The sequence below is a fragment of the Leclercia sp. 119287 genome, assembly GCF_009734485.1.
GTDB classification, from domain to species: Bacteria; Pseudomonadota; Gammaproteobacteria; order Enterobacterales; family Enterobacteriaceae; genus Enterobacter; species Enterobacter adecarboxylatus_C.
The window spans coordinates 3,710,773-3,736,926 of sequence record NZ_CP046445.1; the positions used below are offsets into that span (position 1 = coordinate 3,710,773).

Below are 26,154 nucleotides of genomic sequence, written 5' to 3' on the forward strand. Positions count from 1 at the left end.
CCTGCAGAAAATAGTACCTGTGTCGTAGCGCTATTTACGGATCGGCCATTTATAAAGCTAAAAAATCATGCTTTTGTATTATTCTCATTCACACTATCTGAACTAATAAACCCCACAACAAAAAATACAATCCCGAAAATAATAAATATTCATATTTCATAATACGCAGTTAATAAACATCACCCGGCAGCACGTTTATCGCGATAAATTGTGACAGACCTCAATTTCCATAACCTTTACCCAGCCATAATAAACAGGCCCAGCAGGTCGCCATCCCGCATACCATAAGGCCCCGCCTCAAACCACCTCCTGCCAGGCACTTTTAATCAGACTACAAGCCCGTTATTTCTCGCTTATAATTCGTTTCACCGCTTCGTCATTTGCGCTTATAGTGCTTTCTGGCTATATCATTTTTAAGCATTAATGAGACGATCGTAATATTAATAACAGGGATGGCAAACATCACGCCTGGCATGAGCCGCTTTAAAAACATTTCAGCAGGTCACTATTTCTGACAAATAGTGCCTCTTTCGGGGCGCTTAAAATCTGCTGATAACAAATGAATTTAAACACACAGCATTTCTTTCACTCTGTTGGGAGTAATACACATGAGTAAATTCACTGTCATCTCCAGACTGACGCATAAAGAAACGGTAGCCGAAGGAAACCAGATCATACTGGGCGAAGATTCCGTCGTGAAGCTTCAGGCCGGCCGGGGTGATATCGCCAGCTATTCCCGCAGCAACAGCGATCTGCTGGTCAGGATGACCAACGGCGAAACCGTGACGCTGAAAAACTACTTCGCCAACAACCACCAGCTGGTGCTGGATGAAAACGGCGCCCTGTGGTGGATTGACGATCCGCTCGCGGTTGAGCGTTATCAGTCGATCCCCTCAACCGATGCCCTGATTGCGGGCAACGTCAGTAATTCATCCGGGGATACCCCAATCTGGCCGTGGGTGCTGGGTGGCGTGGCGGCGGCAGGCGGCATTGCCCTGGCGGCTGGCGGCGGCGGCGGCGGCGGCGGGGGTAGCGACCGTATCGATCCCGGCCCGGTACCGCTCGATACCACGCCACCAGCCGCCCCAACCAATCTGCGTTTCTCCTCAGACAGTACTCAGCTGCTCGGTAATGCCGAGGCCAACAGCACGGTTACCATCACCGATGCCAGCGGTAACGTGGTGGGCAAGGCGAAAACCAACGGCAATGGCGACTTTACCGTTGAGCTGGGCATTCCCTATACCAACGGCGAGACCCTGACGGCTGTCGCCAACGACAGCTCCGGCAACGTCAGCCCGTCGAATAGCATTACCGCCGCGGATACCACCGCGCCGGATACGCCGATGATTATTCTCGCGGACGATGCTGCCGGCAGCCTGACCGGCGCGCTCAACAGCGACCAGACCACCGACGATCCCCGCCCGGTCTTCAGCGGCAGCGGCGAGGCCGGGACCACCGTCACTCTTTACGACAACGGTAAGTCCATCGGCACCACGGTGGTGAACAGCGACGGCAGCTGGACCTTCACCCCCAGCGCCAATCTCGCTGACGGCTTCCACCAGTTCACCGCCACCTCCACCGACGCCGCGGGCAACGTCAGCCCGGACTCGGAGGAGTTTAACCTCACCATTGACACCCTCGCCCCGAATGCGCCGGTGCTGGAAGTGACGGACGACGAGGGCACCCTTCAGGGTCTGCTCACTAACGGTGGCTTTACCGATGATAACCAGCCCGAGCTTGGCGGCTCGGGCGATCCGGGCAGCACCATCGCGATCTATGACAACGGCCTGCTGGTGACGGAAGTGGTCGTCGACGACAAAGGCACCTGGAGCTACACCCCGCCAGTGGCCCTGACGGATGGGCTGCACAGCATCACCCTGACGGAGACCGATCTGGCGGGTAACCTGAGCGCCGTCTCCGCGCCGTTTGAATTTACCATCGACCGTACGCCACCGCCTGCCCCCACCGGTCTGGTGCTCAATACCGAAGGGACCCTCCTCACCGGTACGGCGGAAGCCAACTCGACCGTCACGGTCAGCAACGATCTGGGCGTCACCTTAGGCACGGCAGTCGCGGATGCCAGTGGGGCGTTTTCCGTTACCCTGAACGCGGCTCAGCTTAACGGTGAGACGCTGAGCGCGGCGGCCACCGACAGAGCGGGTAACGAGGGCCCTGCGGCCGAAGTGATTGCCCGGGACGTCACCGCACCGGCGGCACCGGCCGACCTTGTGGTGGCCGCAACGGGCGACAGCGTGAGCGGTACAGCCGAAGCCGGAGCGCAAATCACCGTTTTAGACGCTACGGGTGCGACTCTCGGCACCGGGACCGTGGGCCTCGACGGTAAGTTTACCGTCAGCATCACCCCCAACCAGCTCAACGGTGAAGTGCTGACGGTGTATGCCACTGATGCTTCGGAGAACAAAAGCGAGCCAGGCCAGGCCACCGCCACGGACTCCACGCCTCCGGACGCCCCTGCGGAACTGGCGATCGCGGCCGATGACGTGACGCTCACCGGCGCCGCGGAAGTGGGCAGCACCGTGGTCCTTATGGAAGGCACCACCAAGCTCGATCAAGTGGTGGTTGGCGAATCAGGCCGCTTCTCCTTCACGATGGCCACCGCCAGGCTGAACGGTGAGCTCATGAGCCTGACCGCCACCGATCACGCGGGCAACACCAGCGATGTCAGTTCGATAGAAGCCAGGGATGTTACTCCTCCGGCCATACCGATCATTACCGACGTGAGGGATGACGTCCCCTCCACTGTCGGCACTATCGTCAGCGGGTCGCTCACCGACGACCGCACCCCGCTTATCTCCGGCACCGGTGAGCTCGACACGACCATCTTTATCTACAGCCAGAATATCCAGATCGGGATGACGCAGGTCGATTCTACGGGCCATTGGTCGTTCCAGGTTCCGGCCAGTCTGACGGACGGACCTCACACCCTGACCGCAGACGCCGTTGACCGTCGCAACAATCACAGTGATAAGTCCGATATCTGGTCGATTAACGTCGACCCGGCTGCCCCGAACCCGCCGCCCGCAACGGTGGCAACCGCGGCATTCGCCCAGAGCGAGGAGCCGGTAGTCAGCACCCTGAGCGCCAGTACCACGGGCGAAACCTTGATCTATAACGTGCTCAGTGAAACCGGCGGAGACCACGTCAGCAACTTCTCGCTGACGGCGGGAGATAAAATCGACATCAGCGAACTGCTGGTGGGCTGGAACGGCGATCGCGCCACGCTGGGGGATTATATCCAGGTCAGCAACAGTGATGGCAACACGGTGATCGGCATCGACCGGGACGGGGCTGACACCGGTTATACGCCAGCGACCCTGGTGACGCTGGATGACGTTCAGACCACCTGGGAGGAGCTGGTAAACCAGAACCACATCATTACCGGTTAGCCAGGCACGGCCTTTGACCTTGTAGGCCCGGCAAGCGTAGCGCCGCCGGGCAATCAGACCGCACGCCTGCAACATCGCCGGGTGGCGGCTACGCCTTACCCGGCCTACAACGTCAAAATACCTGAAATAACCCCAAACTTAATGCCATTAATATTGTGACCTTCCCACCATAATATTTTTTCTACCAAATACCATTATTGCCTTAACTTAAACGATGCTCTAAATAGCAGATCATTTTAATAATGCAAACCAGTATATTAATATTAAAAAGCAGCAAGGAATATATCATATTCAATATCTCTTTTACTGTGACTTAATTATTTACACAGCGCCGCTAAAATATAAATCCGCCCGTTTTGCACATCCAGATTATTCCTAACCCATTAAATTAACGCTAAAATAAACGCCTGTGCCCCGCGCTTCGCCACCCCTGCCAGCCCGCACCCCGCCTGGACCCACGAACAACACCCGCGCAGAAATAACCTCTTCAACAACGCTAACCCTTTATTAACCGGTGCTTAATTTGCACTTTTAGTACTTTCTGGCTATATCAAATTTAGTCAATCCGAAATTGTTACCAATATTAAAGACAAGGATTTTACCGCCGAGAAATATATTCCCTATCGCCTTACCCCCCTGAATACCAAGGGCAAAATGTCGCTGCCACCATCGCTTTATCGGCAGCTATTAATAACTTTTAAATAATTACCCTGGGTCATTGTTGTAAATAAACAGTTTCCCTACGGGTGGCGCTCAATCCGCTCAATAGAAATGGCCTGAATCGCTCGCCATTTCATTGCACTCTGCCGGGAGTAATACACATGAGTAAAATCACTGTCATCTCCAAACTGACGCACAAGGAAACGGTAACAGACGGGTCTCAGGTTACGCTGAATGACTCCTCCATCGTTAAGATCAACGCCGAACGCGCCGACATTCTCGACTATGAACGCAGCGGTAACGACCTGATCGTTAAGCTGGCCGACGGCGAAACCCTGACACTCAAAAATTTCTTCGTCAGCGGTGAGCAGGGTATCAGCCAGCTGGTGCTGCAGGAGGATAACGGCGCCTTGTGGTGGATTGCCGATCCCATCGCGGCAGAGAGCTACCAGTCAATCGCCTCTCTTGATGTCCTGCTGGCAGGCACCACTACCGCGTCGGCAGGTGAGGCGGCGATCTGGCCCTGGGCCCTGGGTGGCGTGGCGGTGGCAGGCGGCATTGCGCTGGCCGCAGGTGGCGGCGGTGGCGGTGGCGGCGGCGGGAGCGACGGGGACAGCAGCAATGGCGGTGGTGGTGACGGCGGCAGTGACGGCGGCAGTGACGGCGGCAATGGTACTAACCCGCCGCTGCCGGGCACCGACCCGAACGACACCACTCCTCCGGGCGCGCCCGGCAACCTCAAATTCTCAGCAGATGGCACGCAACTTAGCGGGAGCGCCGAAGCCAACAGCAGCATCACCATCACCGATGCCAACGGCAACGTGGTCGGCAGAGGCCAGACCAACAGCAACGGTGAGTTCACCGTCGATTTGGACAAGCCGTACACTAACGGTGAAACCCTGACCGCGACACCCACCGACGGTGCCGGCAACGTCGGTCCAGGCACCCCGGTGACCGCCGCCGATACCACCCCGCCGGAGGCCCCGGTCATCAACACCGTTGCCGACGATGTGGGCAGCGTAACCGGGTCGCTCACCAGCGGCCAGACGACCGATGACGCCCGCCCGACCTTTAGCGGCAGCGGCGAGGCAGGCAGCACCATCACGATTTACGACAACGGCACCGCCATCGGCACCGCGCGGGTCAACGGCGACGGCAGCTGGAGCTTCACCCCGGCCACCGCGCTGGGCGAAGGGGCGCACCAAATCACCACCCGGGCCACCGACGGCACGGGCAACACCGGACCGGCATCCCCGGCATTCAGCATCACCGTCGATACCATTGCTCCGAACGCCCCTTCCGGCGTGACGGTCAGTGACACCACCGGCACGCAACAGGGCGTGGTGACCGCCGGGCAAAGCACCGATGACAACCGCCCTGCCCTCAGCGGCACGGGCGAAGTGGGCAGCACCATCACGATTTATGACAACGGCCAGCCCGTGGGCCAGGCAACCGTCGGCACCGACGGCAAATGGTCCTTTACGCCAGAGACGCCGCTTGCCGATGGCGCACACGCCATCACCCTGACGGAGACCGATCTGGCGGGCAACACCAGCGCGCCTTCCGCCTCATTTGACTTTACCATTGACCGCACGCCGCCGGACCAGCCGACCATCACTCAAATCCCTAACGGCAACCAGGTCATCGGCACCGCCGAGCCAGGCAGCACCATCACCATCTTCAACTCGCTCGGCACGGTGATTGGCAGCGGCACGGCCGACGCTCGCGGCCAGTTCAGCGTTGACCTCAAGGAAGCGCAAGCCGTGGGAGATACCTTCACCGTGGTCGCCTCTGATGCCGCCGGGAACCCGAGCCAGCCAGCGACCGCCGTGGTGAGTGATATCACCCCGCCTGATGCGCCAACCGATCTTCAGATCTCTGCGGACGGCGCCACCGTCACCGGGAAGGCGGAAGCGGGCAGCACCGTTACCGTTCGCGATGGCGACGACGTGATCGGCGGAGGCGTCGCCGGCCCTGACGGCAGCTTCGAAATTATCCTCACCACCCCGCGCCGGAACGGGGAGGACCTGGCGGTTACCGCCACCGACCCAGCGGGCAATACCGGGCCGGAAGCCAGCGTTACCGCCCCGGACGTGACTCCGCCGCAGGCCCCGGTCATCACCAGCATGGTGGATGACGTGGAGGCTGGCACCGGCGCGATCCTTGACGGGCAGGTTACCAATGACACCCGGCCGCTAATCACCGGTACCGGCGAGCCGGGTGCGACCATTAATATCTACAACGGCGAGATCCTGGTGGGTTCCGCCGAAGTGGGTGCCGACGGCAACTGGTCCACCGAGCTGGCGCTGAGCGGCGACGGCGGCTATGTCCTGACGGCACAAGCCGTGGACGGCAAAGGCAACCTCAGCGAATCTTCCAACAGCTGGAGCTTCATTCTTGATGCCACCCCACCGGCCACCCCGGCGATCGTCCAGGCGATCAACGATCTGCCTGAGACCGCGGTAGTCATCGCTGACAACAGCACCACCAATGACAACCGCCCGACCCTGTACGGCACGGGTGAAGCAGGTTCGACCATCAGCATTCTGGTGGATGGCGTGGAGGTCGGCACCGCGCAGGTCGGCATCGGCGGGGAGTGGATCTTCACGCCTGACGCCGCCCTCGAGGATGGTTTGCATGAGATCACCACGGTGGCGAAGGATGCAGCCGGGAACAGCAGCCCCGCCTCCGGAACCTTTACCCTGACCATTGATACCGTGGCACCGGATGTCCCGGTGATTACCAAGGTCGTGGACAACACCGGCAGCATCACAGGTGACGTGACCAGCAATGTGCCAACCGATGAAACCCGGCCGGTGATCGAGGGGACGGGTCCGGCGAACTCGCAGATCAGCATCTACGAAGGCACCACCCTGCTCGGCACCACCACCAGCAATGGGGATGGCGTCTGGAGCCTTCAGCTCGGCACCCCGCTCGGTAACGGCACCCATGTCCTGACCGCCTCCGTCAGCGATGCGGTGGGCAACATCGCCACCTCTGACAGCTTTAATCTGGTGGTCGATACCCTGGCCCCGGGCACGCCGGGCATCCCGGCGATCACCGTCAATCCTGAGGGCGGCACGGAAGAGACCCTCACCTCCGGGGGCAGCACCCGCGACACTACCCCAACCCTGAGCGGCACCGGTACGGAAGGCGATATCGTCACCATCTACGACGGCACCACCAAAATCGGGGAAACCACTATTCCGCCGGGCGGCAACTGGACCTGGACCCCGCCAGCAGGTCTGCCAAATGGCACCTACGATCTCAGCCTGACCGTGACCAACAAAGACGGCGCGGGCAACGAAAGCGCCCCGTCGCAACCGGTGTCCATCACCATTGATACCGAAGCGCCGGATCAACCTGATGTGCCGGTGGTCACCGATAACGTCAGCGAAATCACCGGCCCGGTGGGCAACAACGGTGCCACCAACGACACCCGTCCGGTGCTGAGCGGCACCGGCACGCCGGATGACGTGATCGGCATCTACGACCAGACCGCGACCGGCAACGTACTGGTGGGCGAAGTGGTGGTCGACATCAACGGCAACTGGACCTGGCGCGCCGATGAGCCGCTGGCCCAGGGGACGCACGGCTTTACCGTTGTCGCCACCGACCCGGCGGGCAACGCCTCGGTGGTCTCGGACACCATCACCGTGACCGTTGATAGCCAGGCGCCGGAGATCCCGACGATCGCCAGCGTGAATGACACCCTTGCCGCGGGCAGCAGCACCAACGACACCACCCCAACCGTCACCGGGACCGGCGAAAACGGCACTACGGTGATCCTCTACAGCAACGGCGTCGAGGTGGGACGCGGCCTGGTCACCAACGGCAGCTGGTCCATCACCACGCCAGCGCTGAATGACGGCCCGACCACCCTGACGGTGGCGGCGCTGGATGCCGCCGGGAACGTCAGCGGCACCGGAAGCGACTTTGCCCTCACCATCGATACCGTGCCGCCGGGCAACCCGCAGCTGCTGGATATCTCTGACAGCACCCTCACCAACGGCACGCTGTACGCCAACAGCAGTACCCCGACCCTGAGCGGCACCGGGGAGCCGCTGAGCACCATCACCGTCTCGGTTGACGGCACTTCGCTCGGCTAGGTGCAGGTCGACGAGCAAGGGCAGTGGACCTTCCCGCTGCCGGCCGGCACTGAACTGCCGGATGACACCCACACCATCACCCTGGTGGCGAGCGACGCGGCGGGTAATACCAGCGAAAGCAGCCCGGTTAGCGTGGTGATCGACACTGACGCACCGGATGCGCCACTGGTCACCGGGGTCGTCTCCGGCGGCACGCCGCTGAACGGCACCGCCGAACCGGGCTCCACCATTACGGTCCGTGGCCCGGGTGACGTGGTGCTGGGGACCGGCGTGACCAACGCCCAGGGGCAGTTCTCCATCGCCCTGACCCCGCCGCAAAGCGATGCGGTCACCCTCACACTGACCGCCACCGACGTGGCGGGCAACGCCAGCGACCCGGCGACGACGTACGAGGTTCCGCAGACGCCTGCGCTGCCAGCCGTGCCGACAATCGACGCCATCCTTGATGACAACGGCACCGACGGCAACGTCAACGTCAAAGGCGGCAGCTCTAACGACACCACCCCGACCCTCACCGGTACGGCAATCCCGGGCAGTCTGGTCACGATTTACCTGGACGGCAGCACCACGGCGCTGGGCAACGTCACCGCCGACGCCACGACCGGTGCCTGGTCGTACCCGGTAGCCGCCCTGGCTGAAGGCAGCCACAGCTTCAGCGTGACCACCACCTTCCAGGACCAGACCAGCGGCCAGTCACCGGCGGCGACGGTCAATATCGATCTCACCCCGCCGCAGGCTCCGGCCTTTGGTGCCGTGGTGGACGACGTGGGCCCGCTGTCCGGTACGGTGGTCAGCGGCAGCCCGACCAACGATGACCAGCCAACCTTCAGCGGCACGGCCACGCCGGGAGATGTGATCCGCCTTTACGCGGACGATACCCTGATCGGCACCGCCACGGTGGGCAACACCGGGGCCTGGAGCATTACCCTGACCGAACCGCTGGATGATGGCACCTACGCCCTGACCCTCAGCGCCACCGATCCGGCTGGGAACGAAAGCCCGCGTTCGGCGCCGTTCTCTCTGGTGGTGGATACCACCGCGGGCGAAGCGGTCATCACCGGGGCCAACGATGATGCGGGCCCGGTCACCGGCAACGTCGCCAACGGCGGCAGCACCAACGACAACACCCCGACCCTGTCGGGCACCGCAGAAGCCAACAGCAGCGTCGCTATCTACGACGGCATTAAGCTGATTGGCACCGTCACCGCCAGCGACACGGGTGCATGGAGCTTCACCCCGACCACCGTGCTGGCGGAAGGTCAGCACGTCTTTACCGCCGTCGCCACCGATAGCGCGGGCAACGTCAGCCCGATCTCCGGGGCGTATATCCTGACCGTCGACATGACCCCACCGGCCATCCCGGTGATCAGCAGCATCAACGACGACGTGGCGGGCAATACCGGCCCGCTGACTAACGGGCAAGTGACTAACGATGTGCGTCCGGAACTGACCGGTACCGGCGTGGCGGGTAGCACTGTCCACATCCTGGATAACGGTATCGAGATCGGCACCGCGCTGGTCAGCGCCAGCGGCAGCTGGAGCTTTACCCCGACCAGCGATCTGGCTCAGGGGCCGCACGATCTGCGCGTCAGCGCCACCGATGCCGCGGGCAACGTCTCCGGCACCTCGCCAGCGTTCTCGCTGAATATCGACACCACCGCCCCGCAGGCACCGATCCTGCTTACTGCTGTGGATGATGTCGGCACCGCGACTACCACCCTGAACAGCGGCGATACCACCAACGACGCGCAGCCAACCCTGACCGGCAGCGGCGAAGTTGGGGCCACCATCCACATCATTGTCGACGAGCTGGAGATCGGCACCGCGGTGGTTAACGCCTCGGGCAGCTGGACCTTCACCCCGGAAACGGCGCTGGATGAAGGCACACGCAGCATCCGCTTTACCGCCACCGACACCGCCGGGAACACCGGGCCTGCCAGCGATCCGTTTATCCTGACGGTGGATACCCTGGCCCCGGCGGCACCAACGCTGACCGCCATCAGTGATAACGTGGGCCCCCTTCAGGATCCGATCACCACCTCCGGCCAGGCTACCGATGACGCTACGCCAACGCTGACCGGCCAGGCCGAAGCCAACGCCACGGTGGCGATTTACGACAACGGAGCCCTCGTCGGCACCGTACAGGCCACCGAAACCGGCAGCTGGAGCTGGACGCCGGACAACGCCCTGACCGGCGGCAGCCACACCTTCACCACCACCGCCCGTGATGCGGCGGGCAACCTCAGCGAAACCTCGCCGGGCTTCACCCTGATCGTCGATACCCTGAAACCAATCCCGCCAACGATCGCCCTGGCGATTGACGACGTCGGCCCGGTGACCGGCCCGCTCACCAGCGGCCGCACCACCAACGACCCGCAGCCGGTGCTCACTGGCACCAGCGAACCGAACGCCCTTGTGCGGATTTTTGAAGGTGAGACCCTGCTTGGCGAAGGCCAGGCAGACAGCAACGGTAACTGGTCGATCGAGCTGGACACGCAGCTCAGCGATGCCCTGCACAGCTTCACGGCCGTGGCGATCGATGCCGCAGGCAACGCCAGCGATCCGTCCGCCACCTTCACCCTGACGGTGGATACGCTGGTACCTGTCGCCCCGGTGCTGGTCTCGGTTCTTGACGATGTCGGCACCGAAGTGGCCCTCACCAGCGGCCAGCTGACCAACGACGCCAGGCCGACCCTCAGCGGCACGGCGGAAGCGGGCACCACGGTGAACGTGTACGACGGCACTACCCTGCTGGGCAGCGCCACCGTCGGGGCGAACAACGCCTGGACCTTTACCCCGCAGAGCCCGCTGGCCGACGGGGAACATACCCTGACGGTGACCACTACCGACGCGGCGGGCAACGTCAGCCCGGCAACCAGCGGTTTCGTGATCAACGTCGATGCCACCGCCCCGGTCGCGCCAGCCATCACCTCGGTGGTGGATGACACCGGTTCGGCGCAGGGGCCAGTGCTCAACGGCAACCCGACCAACGACACCCGTCCAACCCTCAACGGCACCGCCGAAGCAGGCGCAACTGTTCGCATCTACGACGGCGAGACCCTGGTGGGCGAGACAACCGCTAACGCCGAGGGCCAGTGGACGCTGGATCAAACCAGCATCGCCCTCGAAGACGGGGAGCATAACTTCACCGCTACCGCCACCGATGCGGCGGGCAACCTCAGCGCGGCGTCGCCGGTGACCTCGATTACCGTCGACACCATCGCTCCGGGGGCTCCGGACAGCTTCACTATCCTCAATAACGGCAACACCCTCACCGGCCGCGGGGAAGCGGGCAGCACCATCACCGTGCGCGATGGCAACACGGTGATCGGCACCGGGGTCGTCAATGACGCCGGCAGCTTCTCCATTACCCTCACCACGCCGAAAGCGAACGGGGAACTGCTGACGGCCACCGCTACCGACAGCGCCGGGAATAGTGGCGCAGAAGGCCAGTTCGTGGCGCCTGACACCACGCCTCCGGCCGTTCCGATCATTACCGACGTGGTGGATAACGTGACCGCCGTCACCGGCACCATCACCGACGGACAGACCACCAACGATGCGACCCCGCTGATCCGCGGCACCGGCCCTGCCAATGCCACTATCCAGCTTTACAGCGGCTCGGATCTGGTCGGCACTACGCAGGTCAGCGCGGAAGGCACCTGGGAGATCCAGCTCACCACCGCCCTGCCTGACGGCGGCCACGTCCTGACGGCACAATCCGTGGACACCGCGGGCAATAGCAGCGCCGCGTCCAACAGCTGGAGCATCGTGGTCGATGCCACCGCCCCGGACGCCCCGACGATCGTCAACGCGATCAACGATCTCTCCGGCAGCCCGGTAGCCATCGCTAACAACACCGCCACCAACGACAGCCGTCCGACCCTGAACGGCACCGGGGAAGCGGGCGCCACCCTCAGCATTCGGGTGGATGGCGTGGAAGTGGGCACCGCCGTGGTGGGCGCGGGTGGCGCGTGGACCTTCACGCCAGAGACCGCCCTCGCCGAAGGGCTACGCGCTATCACCGTGGTGGCAACGGATGCCGCCGGTAATACCGGCCTGCCGTCTGCGGCCTTTAACGTCACCATTGATACCGTACCGCCGGCCGCCCCGGTCATCACCCTGGCCGTGGACAACACCGGCACCGTCACAGGCGACGTGGTCAGCAACCAGCCGACAGACGAAACCCTGCCGCTGATCCAGGGGACAGGCCCGGCCAACGCGCAGATTAGCCTCTATGAAGGCACCACCCTGCTCGGCACCGCCACCACCAGCCCGACGGGGGCATGGAGCGTGCAGCTGACGACTCCGCTGGGTAACGGCACGCACGCCCTGACCGCGACGGTCAGCGATGCGGCAGGCAACACCGCTACCTCCGGCACCTTTAACCTGGTGGTGGATAACGTTCCTCCTGCCACACCGGGTATCCCGGACATCACCGTCAACCCTGACGGCGACGAAGAGACAGCCCTCACCGGCGGGGACAGCACCCGCGATACCACCCCAACCCTGAGCGGCACCGGGAATGAAGGGGATATCGTTACCATCTACGACGGCACCACCCAAATCGGCGAAACCACCGTTCAGCCTGGCGGGACCTGGACCTGGACGCCGCCAGCGGATCTGCCGAATGGGACCTATAACCTCGTCCTGATCGTGACCAGCAGCGACGGCGCGGGCAACGAGAGCGCCCCGTCGAATCCGATAACCATCATCATCGATACCGAGGCCCCGGACGCGCCGGGGCTGCCGGTGGTGACCGATAACGTCAGCGACATTACCGGCCCGGTGGGCAACAACGGTGCCACCAACGACACCCGTCCGGTACTGACGGGCACAGGCACGCCGGATGACACCATCAGCATCTACGACCAGACCATCACCGGCAACGTGCTGGTGGGCGAAGCGGTAGTGGACATCAACGGCAACTGGACGTGGCGTTCAGAGACGCCGCTGGCGGAGGGGTCGCACAGCTTTACCCTCACCGCCACCGACCGGGCCGGCAACGTCTCGGACGTGTCGGACGCCATGACCGTGACCGTCGACAGCCTCGTGCCGGCGATCCCGGTTATCAGTAGCGTGACTGACAACGTCGGGCCGGTCACCGGCAACATCGCGGCGGGCGGCAGCACCAACGATACCACCCCGACCGTCACCGGCACCGGGGAGAACGGCACCACCGTGATCCTCTACAGCAATGGCATCGAAGTGGGCCGCGGCCTCGTCAGCAACGGCAGCTGGACCATCACCACGCCGGTACTGAGGGATGGCGCGACCACCCTGACCGTGGCGGCGATGGATGCCGCCGGGAACGTCAGCGAGGCGGGCAGTAACTTTGCCTTCACCATCGATACCGTGCCGCCAGCGATCCCGCAGCTGCTGGATATCTCCAACAGTACCCTGGCCGGGGGCCAGCTCTACGCCAACAGCAGCACCCCGACCCTCAGCGGCTCCGGCGAGCCGCTGAGCACCATCACCGTCCTGGTCGACGGCCAGTCTCTGGGTCAGGTACAGACCAACGCCCAGGGACAGTGGACGCTGCCGATCCCGGGCAGTACGCCGCTGTCCGATAGCCCGCACACCGTCACCCTGGTGGCGAACGATGCCGCGGGCAATACCAGCCAAAGCGCGCCGGTGAACCTGATCGTTGATACCCAGGCGCCGGGTACGCCAGCGGTGACCGACATCGTCTCCGGCGGTACGCCGCTGATTGGCACCGCAGAAGCGGGCTCCATCATCACAGTACGTGGCCCGGACAACGTGGTGCTCGGCACCGGCGTCACCAACGCCCAGGGGCAGTTCTCCGTGGCCCTGACCCCGCCGCAAAGCAGCGAGGTGACCCTCAGCCTGACCGCCAGCGACGTGGCGGGCAACACCAGCCTCCCGGGCACCTTTGAGGTTCCGGCGACGCCTGCGCTGCCGGACGTGCCGGTTATCGTTGCCATCCTTGATGACAACGGCACCGGCGGCAGCGTCAACGTCAAAGGCGGCAGCTCCAACGATGCCACCCCAACCCTGACCGGTACGGCGATCCCGGGCAGCATGGTCACGATTTATCTGGACGGCAGCACCACGGCGCTGGGCAACGTCACCGCCGATGCCACCACCGGCGCCTGGTCGTTCCCGGTCTCCGCCCTCGGGGAAGGCAGCCACAGCTTCAGCGTGACCGCCACCGTCGACGGCCAGACCAGCGGCCAGTCGCCAGAGGCGACGGTAAATATCGATCTCACGCCACCGGCTGCGCCTGTATTTGGCACCCTGGTGGATGACGTGGGTACCGTCACCGGGGCCGTGGTCAGCGGCAGACCAACCAATGACAGCCAGCCGGTCCTGAACGGCACGGCAACGCCGGGGGATGTGATTAATGTGTATTCCGGCGATACCCTGCTGGGGAACGTCACGGTAAGCGCCACCGGGGCCTGGAGCTTTACCCTGCCTCAGGCGCTGGATGACGGCACTTACACCCTGACCCTCAGCGCCACCGATCCGGCCGGCAACGAAAGCCTGCGCTCGGATCCGTTCTCGCTGGTGGTGGATACCGTGGCCGCTGCGCCGGTTATCACCGGGGCCAACGATGACGTCGACCCGGTCACCGGCAACGTGGTCAGCGGCGGCGTCACCAACGACAACACCCCGACCCTGACGGGCAGCGCGGAAGCAGGCAGCAGCGTCGCCATCTATGAAGGCAGCAGACTGCTCGGCACCGTGCTGGCCAACGCCAGCGGGATCTGGAGCTTCACCCCAACGGTGGTACTGGCAGAGGGCGAACACAGCTTTACCGCCATCGCCACCGACACCGCAGGCAACCTCAGCCAGACCTCCGGGGCGTACACCCTGACCGTCGACATGACCCCACCGGCCACCCCGGTGCTGGTCAGCGTTAATGACGACGTGGCGGGCAATACCGGCCCGCTGACCAGCGGCCAGCTCACCAACGATGCCCGTCCGGCACTGACCGGCACCGGCGTGGCGGGCAGCACCGTGCATATCCTGGATAACGGCCAGGAGATCGGCACCGCGCGGGTGGACGACAGCGGTAACTGGCGCTTTACCCCGACCGGCGATCTGGCCCAGGGGCCGCACGAACTGCGCGTCAGCGCCACCGATGCCGCAGGTAACGTCTCGGGCACCTCCCCGGCCTTCTCGCTGAATGTTGATACCGTCGCCCCGCTGGCTCCGGTACTGACAGGCGTGGTGGATGATGTCGGGACCCTCACCGGTGCGGTGAACAACGGTGGCGTCACCGACGACAACCGTCCAACCTTTAACGGCACCGGCGAAGCAGGCTCCACGGTTCGCATCCTCGTTGACGGACAGGAGATCGGCACCGCCGTGGTCAACGCCACGGGCAGCTGGACCTTCACGCCGGAAACCGCCCTTGAGGACGGGCTGCGCAGCGTGACCCTGACCGCCACCGATCTCGCCGGAAATACCGGCCCTGTCAGCGGGGCCTTTACCCTGACGGTGGATACCCAGGCACCAGCCGTACCGACCATCCTCGCGGCCGCCGACAACGTGGGCCCGATCCAGACCCCGCTCACCGTCTCCGGCCAGGTCACCGACGACACCACCCCAACCCTGTCGGGCAGCGCTGCCGCCAACGCCACGGTCACCGTCTATGACAATGGCGTCTTCCTCGGCAGCGTGCAGGCCAGCGCCGCTGGCGAGTGGAGCTTCACGCCGGAAAACGCGCTGAGCAACGGCAGCCACATCTTCACCGCCAGCGCCAGCGATGCGGCAGGCAACCTCAGCGAGGTCTCGGCGGGCTTCACGGTGATTGTCGATAGCCTCAAACCGCTCGCCCCGGTCATCACCCTGGCCCAGGACGACGCTGGCACCCTCACCGGCGCCCTGACCAGCGGTCAGCGCACCGATGACACCCTGCCGGTGCTCACCGGCACCAGCGAACCGAATGCCCGGGTGCAGATCTTTGAAGGCGAGACGCTGCTGGGCACCGCCACCGCCGACAGCAGCGGCAACTGGTCGATTCCGCTGACCACGCCGCTCACCAACGCCACCCACAACTTCACCGCGGTGGCGACGGATGCGGCAGGCAACATCAGCGATCCGTCCGCCACCTTCACCCTGACGGTGGATACCCTGCCGCCAGCGGTACCGGTGCTGGTCTCGGTGGTGGATGATGTCGGCACAGTGGTGTCGCTCACCAGCGGCCAGCTGACCAACGACGCCAGACCGACCCTCAACGGCACGGCGGAAGCGGGCTCGACGGTGAACATCTATGACGGCAATCTGCTGCTGGGCAGCGTGGTAGCCGACGCCAACAGCGCCTGGAGCTTTACCCCAACCACGCCGTTGGCCGACGGCCAGCACGCCCTGACGGTGACCGCCACCGACGCGGTGGGCAACGTCAGTCTGTCGACCGCGGCCTTTAACCTTAACCTCGATGCCACCGCTCCGGGCGCGCCGGTCATCACCTCGGTGGTGGATGACGTCGGCACGATCCAGGGCCCGGTGATCGGCGGCAATCCGACCAACGACAACCGTCTGACCCTCAACGGCACCGCCGAAGCCAACGCCGTGGTGCGCATCTACGACGGCACCACCCTCGTGGGCCAGGTGACGGCCAACGCCCAGGGTCAGTGGACCCTGCCGCAGACCACCACCGTTCTTACCGACGGGGTGCATAACTTCACCGCTACCGCCACCGATGCGGCGGGCAACCTCAGCGCGGCCTCACCGATCGCGTCGGTCACCGTGGATACCGTCGCCCCGGGGGCGCCTGGCGCCTTCACCGTGCTCGAGAGCGGCGGCCGGGTTAACGGTACCGCCGAGGCGGGCAGCACCGTGACCATTCTCGGCACCGACAACGTGACGGTGCTGGGTACCGGCATCGCCGACGCCAGCGGGAGGTTCAGCATTGCGCTCTCCACGCCGCAGGTTAACGCCGAGCTGCTGCACGTCTTTGCCACCGACCGGGCCGGAAACGCAGGTCTGTCGGTGGATCTGAGAATGCCGTACTCGCTGGTGCCGAACCCACCGGTCATCACCAGCGTCAACGACAACGCGGGCAGCATCATCGGCAACCTGCTGAACGGGCAAGTCACGGACGACACCACTCCAACCCTGACCGGGACCGCGCAGCCGCTCTCCACCATCACCCTGTATGACAACAACGTGCTGTTAGCCACGGTGACCACCAACAGCGCGGGGATCTGGACGTATACCCCAACCGTGCCGCTGGGTAATGGCAATCACGCCTTTACCGCCACCGCGGGCAACGCGGTCGGCACCAGCCCGGCCACGCCGCTGAGCTCGATTGTGGTGGATACCGTCGCCCCGGGCACGCCGCAGGGGACCTTTAACGCCGACGGCAGCGTGCTGAGCGGGACCGCAGAAGCGGGCAGCACCATCACCCTGCTCCTGAGCGATAACAGCGTGGTGACCACCACCGCCAACGCCCAGGGCAACTGGAGCTACACCTTCCTCGACAAGCAGTCCGAAGGGGAGCGGATCACCCTCTCTGCCACCGATGCGGCGGGTAACACCTCCGCCACCGGGACGGTGATTGCGCCAAACCTGCCGCTGTCGGCCAGCGACAACGTGGTGGGGCTGGATCTGACCACTAACGCCACCGTCAGCACCGCCCAGTACAGCGACTATGGCGTCCAGCTGGTAGGCGGCGTCGGCAACGTGCTGTCGCTGCTGGGGGATAACTCCGCCCAGGTGACCTTCACCGTACCTACCGGCGGCAGCGCGGATATGGAGATCAACGCCAGCGCCACCGGTATTGTGCTCTCCCTGCTCAACACCCTGGAGATCGTTGTTCAACGCTGGAACGGCACCACCTGGACCACTGAGGTAGATACCGGCCTGCCGCAGTTCGCTAACCTGCTGACCCTCGGCGCCAGCGGCGTGACCCTGAACCTGACCGGCCTGCCGGGCGGGCAGTATCGCGTCCTGAGCTACAACACCAACCTGCTGGCGACCGGGTCGTACACCAGCCTTGATGTGGACGTCACGCAAACCACCGCGGGCACCCTGACCGGTACCCTGGTGCAAAACGGCAACGTCATCACCGATACCGATCCGGTAAGCGGCAGCGACAGCGCCCCGAACGGCACGGTAGTCACCAGCGTCACCAACGCTAACGGCGTCACCACCAACGTGGCGGCGGGCGCGGCGGGCACCACCATCAACGGGCTGTACGGCACCCTGACCCTGCACGCTGACGGGAGCTATACCTACACCCTGACCGACACCCGCGCCACGGTGCTGGGCCGGACCGATACCTTCACCTACAACATCGCCGGGAAAGGGGCCACGGACGACGCCCGACTGATCATCACCCTCGGTGAAAACACGGTGCGAAACAGCGTCACGGCGGTGGACGACACCGCCTCGCTGACCTTCAACACGCAGGTACAGGCCATCGACTACGGTCCATCGAGCCAGAGCGGCTTTACCGTGGTGGGCGTCAACCTGGGTAACGTGCTGAACCTCAACCTGCTGGACGATCGCAGCGAAACCATGAAGTACAGCGTGGAGGAGGGCACCACCCGCACCATGACCATCCAGGGAAGCGTTGGTGGGGTAGCGCTGGCCTCGGTGTTTGACCTGTATATCTACAAGTTCAACCCGGCGACCCAGAGCTACGAACGGATGCGCACCGAGGCGGGCTGGCTGCGGGCGCCGCTGCTGGGCGGCACCTCGGCACCGCTGACGCTGACCCTGCCGGCGGGTGAATACCTGTTCCTGATGAACACCGCGGCGGGGATCACGGTGCTGACCGGCTACAGTATCAACATCCTGGAAGATCATGTTTATGCCGTTTCCAGCATCGCCGCCGCCACGACCGGCGACGTGTTGCAGAGTGACGTGGTGCCGGCCGGCACGCTCGTCACCCAGGTGAACGGTATTAACGTGAACGCCACCGGCACCACGCGTATCGAAGGGCAGTACGGCGACCTGGAGATCGACGCACAGGGGAAATACACCTATACCCTGCGCAACGGGGTGGGCGCAGACCTGATCAGCACGCCGGACACCTTCGTCTATACCGTGACGGCACCGAATGGCGATAAGGACACGGCCTCGCTGAACATCACCCCAACGCCGGTGGCGCTGGATGCGGTCAGTGACGTCAGCGATGCGCTGGTCTTCGAAACCACCTCGCAGGTTGCAGCCTATCGTGATGATACGGTGGGTAACGCAACCTGGAACGCCGCCCTGCTGGCCTCTACTTCAGGCCGGGGCAGCGGCACGTTTGAGGTGGCGGCCAACACCGCCCTGCACGACGTCGTGCTCCACTTCAACGTCGCCTCGCTGCTGTCGCTGGGCGGCCTGAGCGTGAACTGGACCATTACCGGGGCAGGGGTGACCAGAACCGGTTCCTTCAACGGCGGCCTGCTGCTGGGGGGCACAGCCACCATTAACCTGCCGGATCTGGATCTGAATGCCGGGACCTACACCCTGAACTTTACCGGGTCTATGGGCCCGCTGGGGTTAGGCGCGATCTCCATCACGCCATACGTCACCGGTACCACCGTGTTCCTGAACAGTGAGCTGACCACCGCGGGCCACACCGTCACCGGCAATATCTTTGACGGCTCGGATTCGGGCGGCGTGCTGGATCAGCTCCATTCGGTGGACAGCCGTCTGAGCATCACCAGCTATACCGGCACCGTCACCACCCTGGATCCGTACACCACCGCCACGGCCACCGCCAACATTCAGGGGCATTACGGCGTGCTGAACATCGGGGTGGATGGGCATTACACCTACACCCTGAACAGCGGCGTCTCGCTGGCCTCGATGACCACGAAGGAGACCTTTAACTACAAACTGACCGGCGATAACGGCACCACCGATACCGCGACTCTGACCATCGACATGGCACCGAAGTTTGTCAGCTCCGAGCATAGCGATACCTTCACCGGTAGCGCCTATGGCGACACGCTGATTTACGAGGTGCTGAACAACACGGCGGGCAACGGTACGGCGGGCAACGGCAGCAACGACCACTGGACCAACTTCTCCCTGGCGCAGGGAGACAAGATCGACATCAGCGATCTGCTGGTGGGCTGGAACGGCAGCAGCGCAACGCTGGGTAACTATCTGCATGTCACTAACAGCAATGGCAATACCGTGATCTCCGTCGACCGAGACGGAGCGGCAAATATTTACACCAATACTACACTGGTAACATTGGATAACGTTCAGACAACCTACGAGGAGCTGGTTAACCAACAACACATCATCACCGGATAGCGCTAATAACAAGACCCGGGCGCACGTCGCCCGGGCTTAACATTATAAAGTTGTTCAGTTTTTTAGGGATAATGCCATGAACAAAGTACCTTGCTGGTGGCTGGGGTGCTGCCTGTTGTCCGGGCACGCCCTGGCGGCCGACTCGCCTGCGGTCATTAATTTTGGGCAATTAAGCGAAAACCAAGAGCTGCCCTCTCTGAATGGACGGGTCGCCCTGCCGACAAGCCAGGCCGCGCCCGGCACCTTAACCCTGGGCGATGCGGTGACACGCGCCGTTAACTGGCACCCCACCATTCGCGAAGCGGTGGGCAAACTCTACGAACAGATCCAGCAGGTCGACGTCGCCAAATCGAAGTACTACCCGCAGATCAGCGCCGGCATCAACAACGGCTACAGCAATAACTCCAGCGACACCGGTTTTACCCCCTCCGTGGTGCTCTCCCTCTCCCAGATGCTCTATGACTTCGGCAAGGTCGCCAGCCAGGTGCGGGCCGAAGACGCGGGCGTGGTACAGCAGCAGGCCAACGTGCTGCTGAGCATTGATACCATCGCCCGGGATACCGCCACCGCGCTGGTGCAGGTGCAGATGTGGCAGCAGATGGTGGAGACCGCCGAAGAGCAGCTTGAGGCGCTGAGCAGCATCGGCACGCTGACGCGCCAGCGCAATGACGAAGGGGCCACCTCGCTCTCCGACGTGGTGCAGACCGACGCCCGTATCGAAGGGGCGCGCTCGCAGCTGATGCAGTATCAGGCGAATCTCGACAGCGCCCGCGCCACGCTGATGAGCAACCTCGGCTGGAGCAACCTCAACGCGGTCAGCAACGCCTTCCCGGCTAAACTGGCCCAAAGCTGCGACATCAAGGAGCCGGATGACCGGCTGGTGCCCGCGGTGCTTTCTTCCTGGGCACAGGCCAACGTGGCCCAGGCGAATCTCGACTACGCCAACGCCCAGATGACCCCCACCGTCTCGCTGGAGCCGGAGGTTCGCCACTACATAAACAATCGCTACCCCGGTCACGACACCCTGGATAAAACCCAGTACAACGTGTCGGTCAACGTCGAGATGCCCATCTACCAGGGCGGCGGCCTGAGCGCCCGGCGCAACGCCGCCAGCCACGCGGTGGAGGCGGCCCAGTCCAACGTGCAGCGCACCCGGCTGGATGTGCGGCAGAAACTGCTGGAGTCCAAAAGCCAGGTGATGAGCCTGATGAGCACCCTGCAAATTCAGTCCCGCCAGGAGACCCTCAGCCAGCGCACCCGCGAACTCTATCAGCAGCAGTATCTGGATCTCGGCTCCCGCCCGCTGCTGGACGTGCTGAACGCCGAGCAGGAGGTCTTCCAGACTCGCTTTACCCAGTGGCAAACCGCCGGACAGCTGCATCAGCTGCAGATCAACTGCCTGTATAACACCGGGCGGATGCGCAACGCCTTCGACCTTGAAAACCACACCATTCAGTCAGTGGAGATCCAGCCATGACGCGAGACGATATCCTTCACGAGGAGCCACTGACGCAGGAGGCGCTGGAGCACTGGGCGCAGGCGTTTGGCTATGTCGCCACCCGCTACCGGGTGGCCTGCTCCCCGGGCGCGCTGGTGGCCGGTGCCCCCTGGCTGCAGGGGAAAAGCAAAACCCCGGCCCTCACCGGGCTGGCCCGCGAGGCAGGGCTCTCCTTTCGGCTGCTGAGCAACGGCGAAGAGTCCATCAACAGCTGGCGTCTGCCGGTGGTGGTGGAGCTGAACGACGGCAAGATCGGGGTGATTGAACATTTCGACGGCGAAGACATGCTCGACGTCTGCTTCTTTGACGGCAAGGCGCAGACCAACCGCATCTCGCTGGCGAAGCTGCTGCCGGCCATTCATCAGGTGGTGGCCCTGCGCCCGCTGGCGGCGTTGAAAGACAGCCGCGTGGATGCCTATATCTCAAAGTACCGCCCGGACTGGCTCTACCGCCTGGTGATGCGCGACCTGCGCCCCTACACCTACGTGATGCTGGCGGCGCTGTTCATCAACCTGCTGTCGCTGGCGGGGATTTTGTTCTCGATGCAGGTCTATGACCGGGTGATCCCGGCTCAGTCCTACCCTACCCTGTACGTGCTGACCATTGGGGTGCTCATCGCCACCCTGTTCGGCTTTATCCTGCGTCTCGCCCGCAGCCACATTATGGACCTGCTGGGAAAACGCGCTGACCTGCGCGTGTCGGACCGGGTGTTCGGCCATGCCCTGCGCCTGCGCAACAGCGCGGTGCCCCGCTCTACCGGCAGCTTTATCTCCCAGCTGCGCGAGCTGGAGCAGATCCGCGAGATGGTGACCTCCTCGACCATCTCCACCATTGTCGACCTGCCCTTCTTCTTCCTCTTTGTGGGGGTACTGGCGATCATCGCCCCGTCGCTGGCGTGGATCGCCCCGGTGGCGGCAGTGCTGATGGTGCTCCCGGGCCTGCTGCTGCAGAAAAAGCTGGCGGCGCTGGCAAAGCAGGCGGCTCATGAATCGACCCTGCGCAACGCCGTGCTGGTGGAGAGCGTGCAGGGCCTGGAGGACATTAAGCTGATGCAGGCGGAGAACCGCTTCCTGCAACAGTGGAACAGCTACGTTCAGATCACCGCCGAGTCGGGCCTGAAGACCCGCGAGCTGACCCAGGGCCTCATCAGCTGGGGGATGACCATTCAGAGCCTGGTCTACACCGCGGTGATTGTGGTGGGCGCCCCGATGGTGATCGAAGGCGAGATGACCACCGGTGCGGTGGTGGCCGCCTCGATGCTGGCCTCGCGGATGATCGCCCCGATGGCAACCCTGTGCGGTGTGCTGGCCCGCTGGCAGCAGGTCAAGGCCGCCAAAGAGGGGCTGGACAACATCATGCAGCTGCCGACCGAGAACCAGCGTGAAGAGACGCCGATCCGCCAGGACGTGCTGCGCGGCCACTACCTGTTCGATCAGGCGCAGTTCGCCTACGCGGGCGACGCGCAAAACCCGGCCCTGCGCATCAACCGGCTGGAGATCAAACCCGGCGAGCACGTGGCGATCCTGGGCCGTAACGGCGCGGGCAAATCGACCCTGCTGCAGGCGATGGTGGGCGGTATGGATCTGGTCGGCGGCGAGCTGCGGCTCGACAACCTCAGCCTGCCCCATCTCGACATGGCGGACGTGCGCCGCAACGTCGGCCTGATGAGCCAGAACGCGCGGCTGTTTTACGGCACCCTGCGCGAAAACATCACCCTCGGGATGCCGCGCGCCACCGACGAAGAGATTTTTGCCGTGCTGGAGATGTGCGGGGCGGCCACCTTTGTGCAGAAGCTGGCGAAGGGACTGGACCATCCGATCATGGAGAACGGCGTTGGGCTCTCCGGCGGCCAGCGCCAGTCGATTTTGCTGGCACGTATGTTCCTGCGCGATCCCAACGTCGTCCTGCTGGACGAACCTACCGCCTCGCTGGATGAGCATACCGAACGCGAGTTTATCCAGCGCCTGAGCCAGTGGCTGGGCAACCGGACCCTGATCGTCGCCACCCACCGGGTGCCGATGCTGGAGCTGGTGGAGCGCGTGGTGGTGCTGAAAGAGGGAATGCTGGTGATGGATGCGCCGAAAGCCCAGGCGCTGAGCAACAGCCGGATGCAGCAGCAACAGCAGGCGAATGGCCGGGAGTGGAAAAATGAAAATCAATCAGCATGATGCCGCCGCGATGGACGACCTGGATAACGCCCTCGGCTCCGAGAGCGGCTATACCGGGGCCAGAAGCATTGTGATCTTCAGCCTGCTGCTGTTTGTCGTCGCCGGGGTGTGGGCGTGGTACAGCATTCTCGATGAGGTCTCCACCGGCACCGGGAAGGTGATCCCCAGCTCCCGCGAGCAGGTGTTACAGTCCCTCGACGGCGGGATCCTCGCCGAGCTGAAGGTTCACGAGGGGGATCAGGTGCAGGCCGGCCAGGTGCTGGCGCGCCTCGACCCGACCCGCTCCGAATCCAACGTCGGTGAAAGCGCCGCCCGCTACCGGGCGTCGCTGGCCTCCAGCGCCCGTCTGCATGCGGAGGTGAACGATCTGCCGCTTACTTTCCCACCCGAGCTGGCGAAATGGACCGACCTGATCGCCGCCGAAACCCGGCTCTACAACTCCCGCCGCCAGCAGCTGGAAGACTCGCGCCGCGAGCTGCGCCAGGCGCTGGAGCTGGTTAACGCGGAACTCGCCATCACCCAGCGACTGGTGAAAACCGGCGCCGCCAGCCACGTCGAAGCTCTGCGCCTGCAGCGTCAGAAGAGCGACCTGGAGCTGAAACTCACCGACCTGCGCTCGCAGTATTACGTCCAGGCCCGGGAGGCGCTGTCCAAATCCAATGCCGAAGTGGATATGGTTTCGGCGGTGCTGAAGGGGCGTGAAGACTCGGTCACCCGCCTGACGGTAACCTCTCCGGTGCGCGGCATCGTGAAGAACATCAAGGTGACCACCATCGGCGGCGTGATCCCGCCGAACGGCGAGATGATGGAGATTGTGCCGGTGGACGACCACCTGCTGATTGAGACTCGCCTGTCGCCGCGCGATATCGCCTTTATCCACCCCGGTCAGAAGGCGCTGGTGAAGATCACCGCCTACGACTACGCCATTTACGGCGGGCTGGACGGCGTGGTGGAGACCATTTCGCCGGACACCATCCAGGATGAGGCCAAACCGGAAGTGTTCTACTACCGGGTGTTTATCCGCACCAGCCAGGATTACCTGGTCAACAAAGCGGGCAGGCACTTCTCCATCGTGCCGGGGATGATTGCCACGGTGGATATCAAGACCGGCGAGAAATCGGTGATGGATTATATGATTAAGCCGTTCAACCGGGCGAAAGAGGCGCTGAGGGAAAGATAGTATTTACCCTCTCCTTTTGGGAGAGGGCTGGTGTGAACGGGAAGTATTGCCGGGTGGCGGCTGCGCCTCACCCGGCCTGAAACAACACCGTCCAACGCTCCACGGTATCAGCTATGTGCGCCAGGATGGATCTGCGTGCTCAATCAGTCGCGTAAGCGCTTTGAAAACATCCTGTCCTGCGCCAAATCGAGGGTCGAACTGTAGCGAATCCTGGGTGCATTTGCGCTGGATAGCTTCAGGTATTTCCAGTACCGGCCCCATCGACATTGTGGCGACCTGGATTTCACATGCCCGATTCAAAAGCCATAAATTAGCGAAAGCCTGAGGTAAATTGTGTCCCCAGGCCAGCAGACCGTGGTTTCGCAAGATAATACAGGGACGGTCGCCAATACTTCTCAGCAAGCGGGGCCCTTCGTCGGCATGTACCGTAATGCCTTCAAAATCATGGTATGCCACTTTTTCATAGAGCTGCGCGGAGTAAAAATTGCTCATTGAAAGCCCTCCTGCGGAACATGCCACAGCCATGCCTGCGGTGGTATGGGTGTGCATAACGCAGTGGGCATCCGGGATACTGTCATGTATGGCGCCGTGAATGGTAAAGCCGGCTGGATTTATGGGCCAGTCGCTGTGTCCGATGATATTGCCTTTGTTGTCAATTTTGACCAGCGACGATGCAGTCACTTCTGAATACATCAGACCAAAGGGGTTAATAAGAAAATGTTTTTCAGGCCCCGGCAGGCGTAAGGTGATGTGGTTGTAAATCAGTTCGTTCCATCCAAGGTGAGCGAAGATACGATAACAAGCTGCAAGATCGACCCTTGCCGCCCACTCCTCCGGGCTGTAGCCAGCGGGAATGTCACTAAAGGATTCAGGGTTAGAATGGGTCAAGGTCATGGTCATGATG

Annotated in this window: 7 protein-coding genes; 6 read left to right on the plus strand and 1 reads right to left on the minus strand. The window is 63.2% G+C overall.

The genetic code is table 11. The annotated features are described in order from the left end of the window. Window positions 1–608 precede the first annotated feature (608 nt). From GNG27_RS17850 to GNG27_RS17875, 6 genes are all read left to right on the plus strand, one after another. Entirely contained in the window at window positions 609–3,407 is a 2,799-nt protein-coding gene (locus tag GNG27_RS17850) for an Ig-like domain-containing protein (RefSeq protein WP_156264440.1), read from the plus strand. Between the two features lie 821 nt (window positions 3,408–4,228). Then, window positions 4,229–8,176 carry an Ig-like domain-containing protein gene (locus GNG27_RS17855; protein ID WP_156264441.1) on the plus strand — a complete coding sequence of 1,316 codons (3,948 nt, stop codon included), beginning with the start codon at window positions 4,229–4,231 and terminating at the stop codon, window positions 8,174–8,176. Continuing rightward, a complete protein-coding gene (locus tag GNG27_RS17860) occupies window positions 8,177–20,404 on the plus strand; it encodes a BapA/Bap/LapF family large adhesin (RefSeq protein ID WP_156264442.1) in 12,228 nt (4,075 codons plus the stop codon). Between the two features lie 76 nt (window positions 20,405–20,480). Continuing rightward, complete coding sequence (locus GNG27_RS17865; RefSeq protein WP_142486792.1) at window positions 20,481–21,881, plus strand: TolC family outer membrane protein; 1,401 nt, start codon at window positions 20,481–20,483, stop codon at window positions 21,879–21,881. Beyond that, complete coding sequence (locus tag GNG27_RS17870) at window positions 21,878–24,070, plus strand: type I secretion system permease/ATPase (protein WP_142486793.1); 2,193 nt, start codon at window positions 21,878–21,880, stop codon at window positions 24,068–24,070. Before GNG27_RS17865 ends, GNG27_RS17870 begins: the two co-directional genes overlap by 4 nt. Window positions 24,071–24,080: 10 nt before the next feature. Continuing rightward, window positions 24,081–25,250, plus strand: a complete 1,170-nt coding sequence (locus GNG27_RS17875; RefSeq protein WP_142490014.1) for an HlyD family efflux transporter periplasmic adaptor subunit — start codon at window positions 24,081–24,083, stop codon at window positions 25,248–25,250. Between the two features lie 111 nt (window positions 25,251–25,361). Here the strand turns inward: GNG27_RS17875 and GNG27_RS17880 are convergent, their stop codons facing one another. Continuing rightward, a complete protein-coding gene (locus GNG27_RS17880; RefSeq protein WP_197090541.1) occupies window positions 25,362–26,150 on the minus strand; it encodes a class II aldolase/adducin family protein in 789 nt (262 codons plus the stop codon). Between the last annotated feature and the right edge of the window lie 4 nt (window positions 26,151–26,154).

What these genes read in the sequence shown, in the direction of transcription:
- GNG27_RS17850 (WP_156264440.1), top strand. Translation starts at nt 609, where the DNA reads ATGAGTAAATTCACTGTCATCTCCAGACTGACGCATAAAGAAACGGTA.
- GNG27_RS17855 (WP_156264441.1), top strand. Translation starts at nt 4,229, where the DNA reads ATGAGTAAAATCACTGTCATCTCCAAACTGACGCACAAGGAAACGGTA.
- GNG27_RS17865 (WP_142486792.1), top strand. Translation starts at nt 20,481, where the DNA reads ATGAACAAAGTACCTTGCTGGTGGCTGGGGTGCTGCCTGTTGTCCGGG.
- GNG27_RS17870 (WP_142486793.1), top strand. Translation starts at nt 21,878, where the DNA reads ATGACGCGAGACGATATCCTTCACGAGGAGCCACTGACGCAGGAGGCG.
- GNG27_RS17875 (WP_142490014.1), top strand. Translation starts at nt 24,081, where the DNA reads ATGGACGACCTGGATAACGCCCTCGGCTCCGAGAGCGGCTATACCGGG.
- GNG27_RS17880 (WP_197090541.1), bottom strand. Translation starts at nt 26,150, where the DNA reads ATGACCATGACCTTGACCCATTCTAACCCTGAATCCTTTAGTGACATT.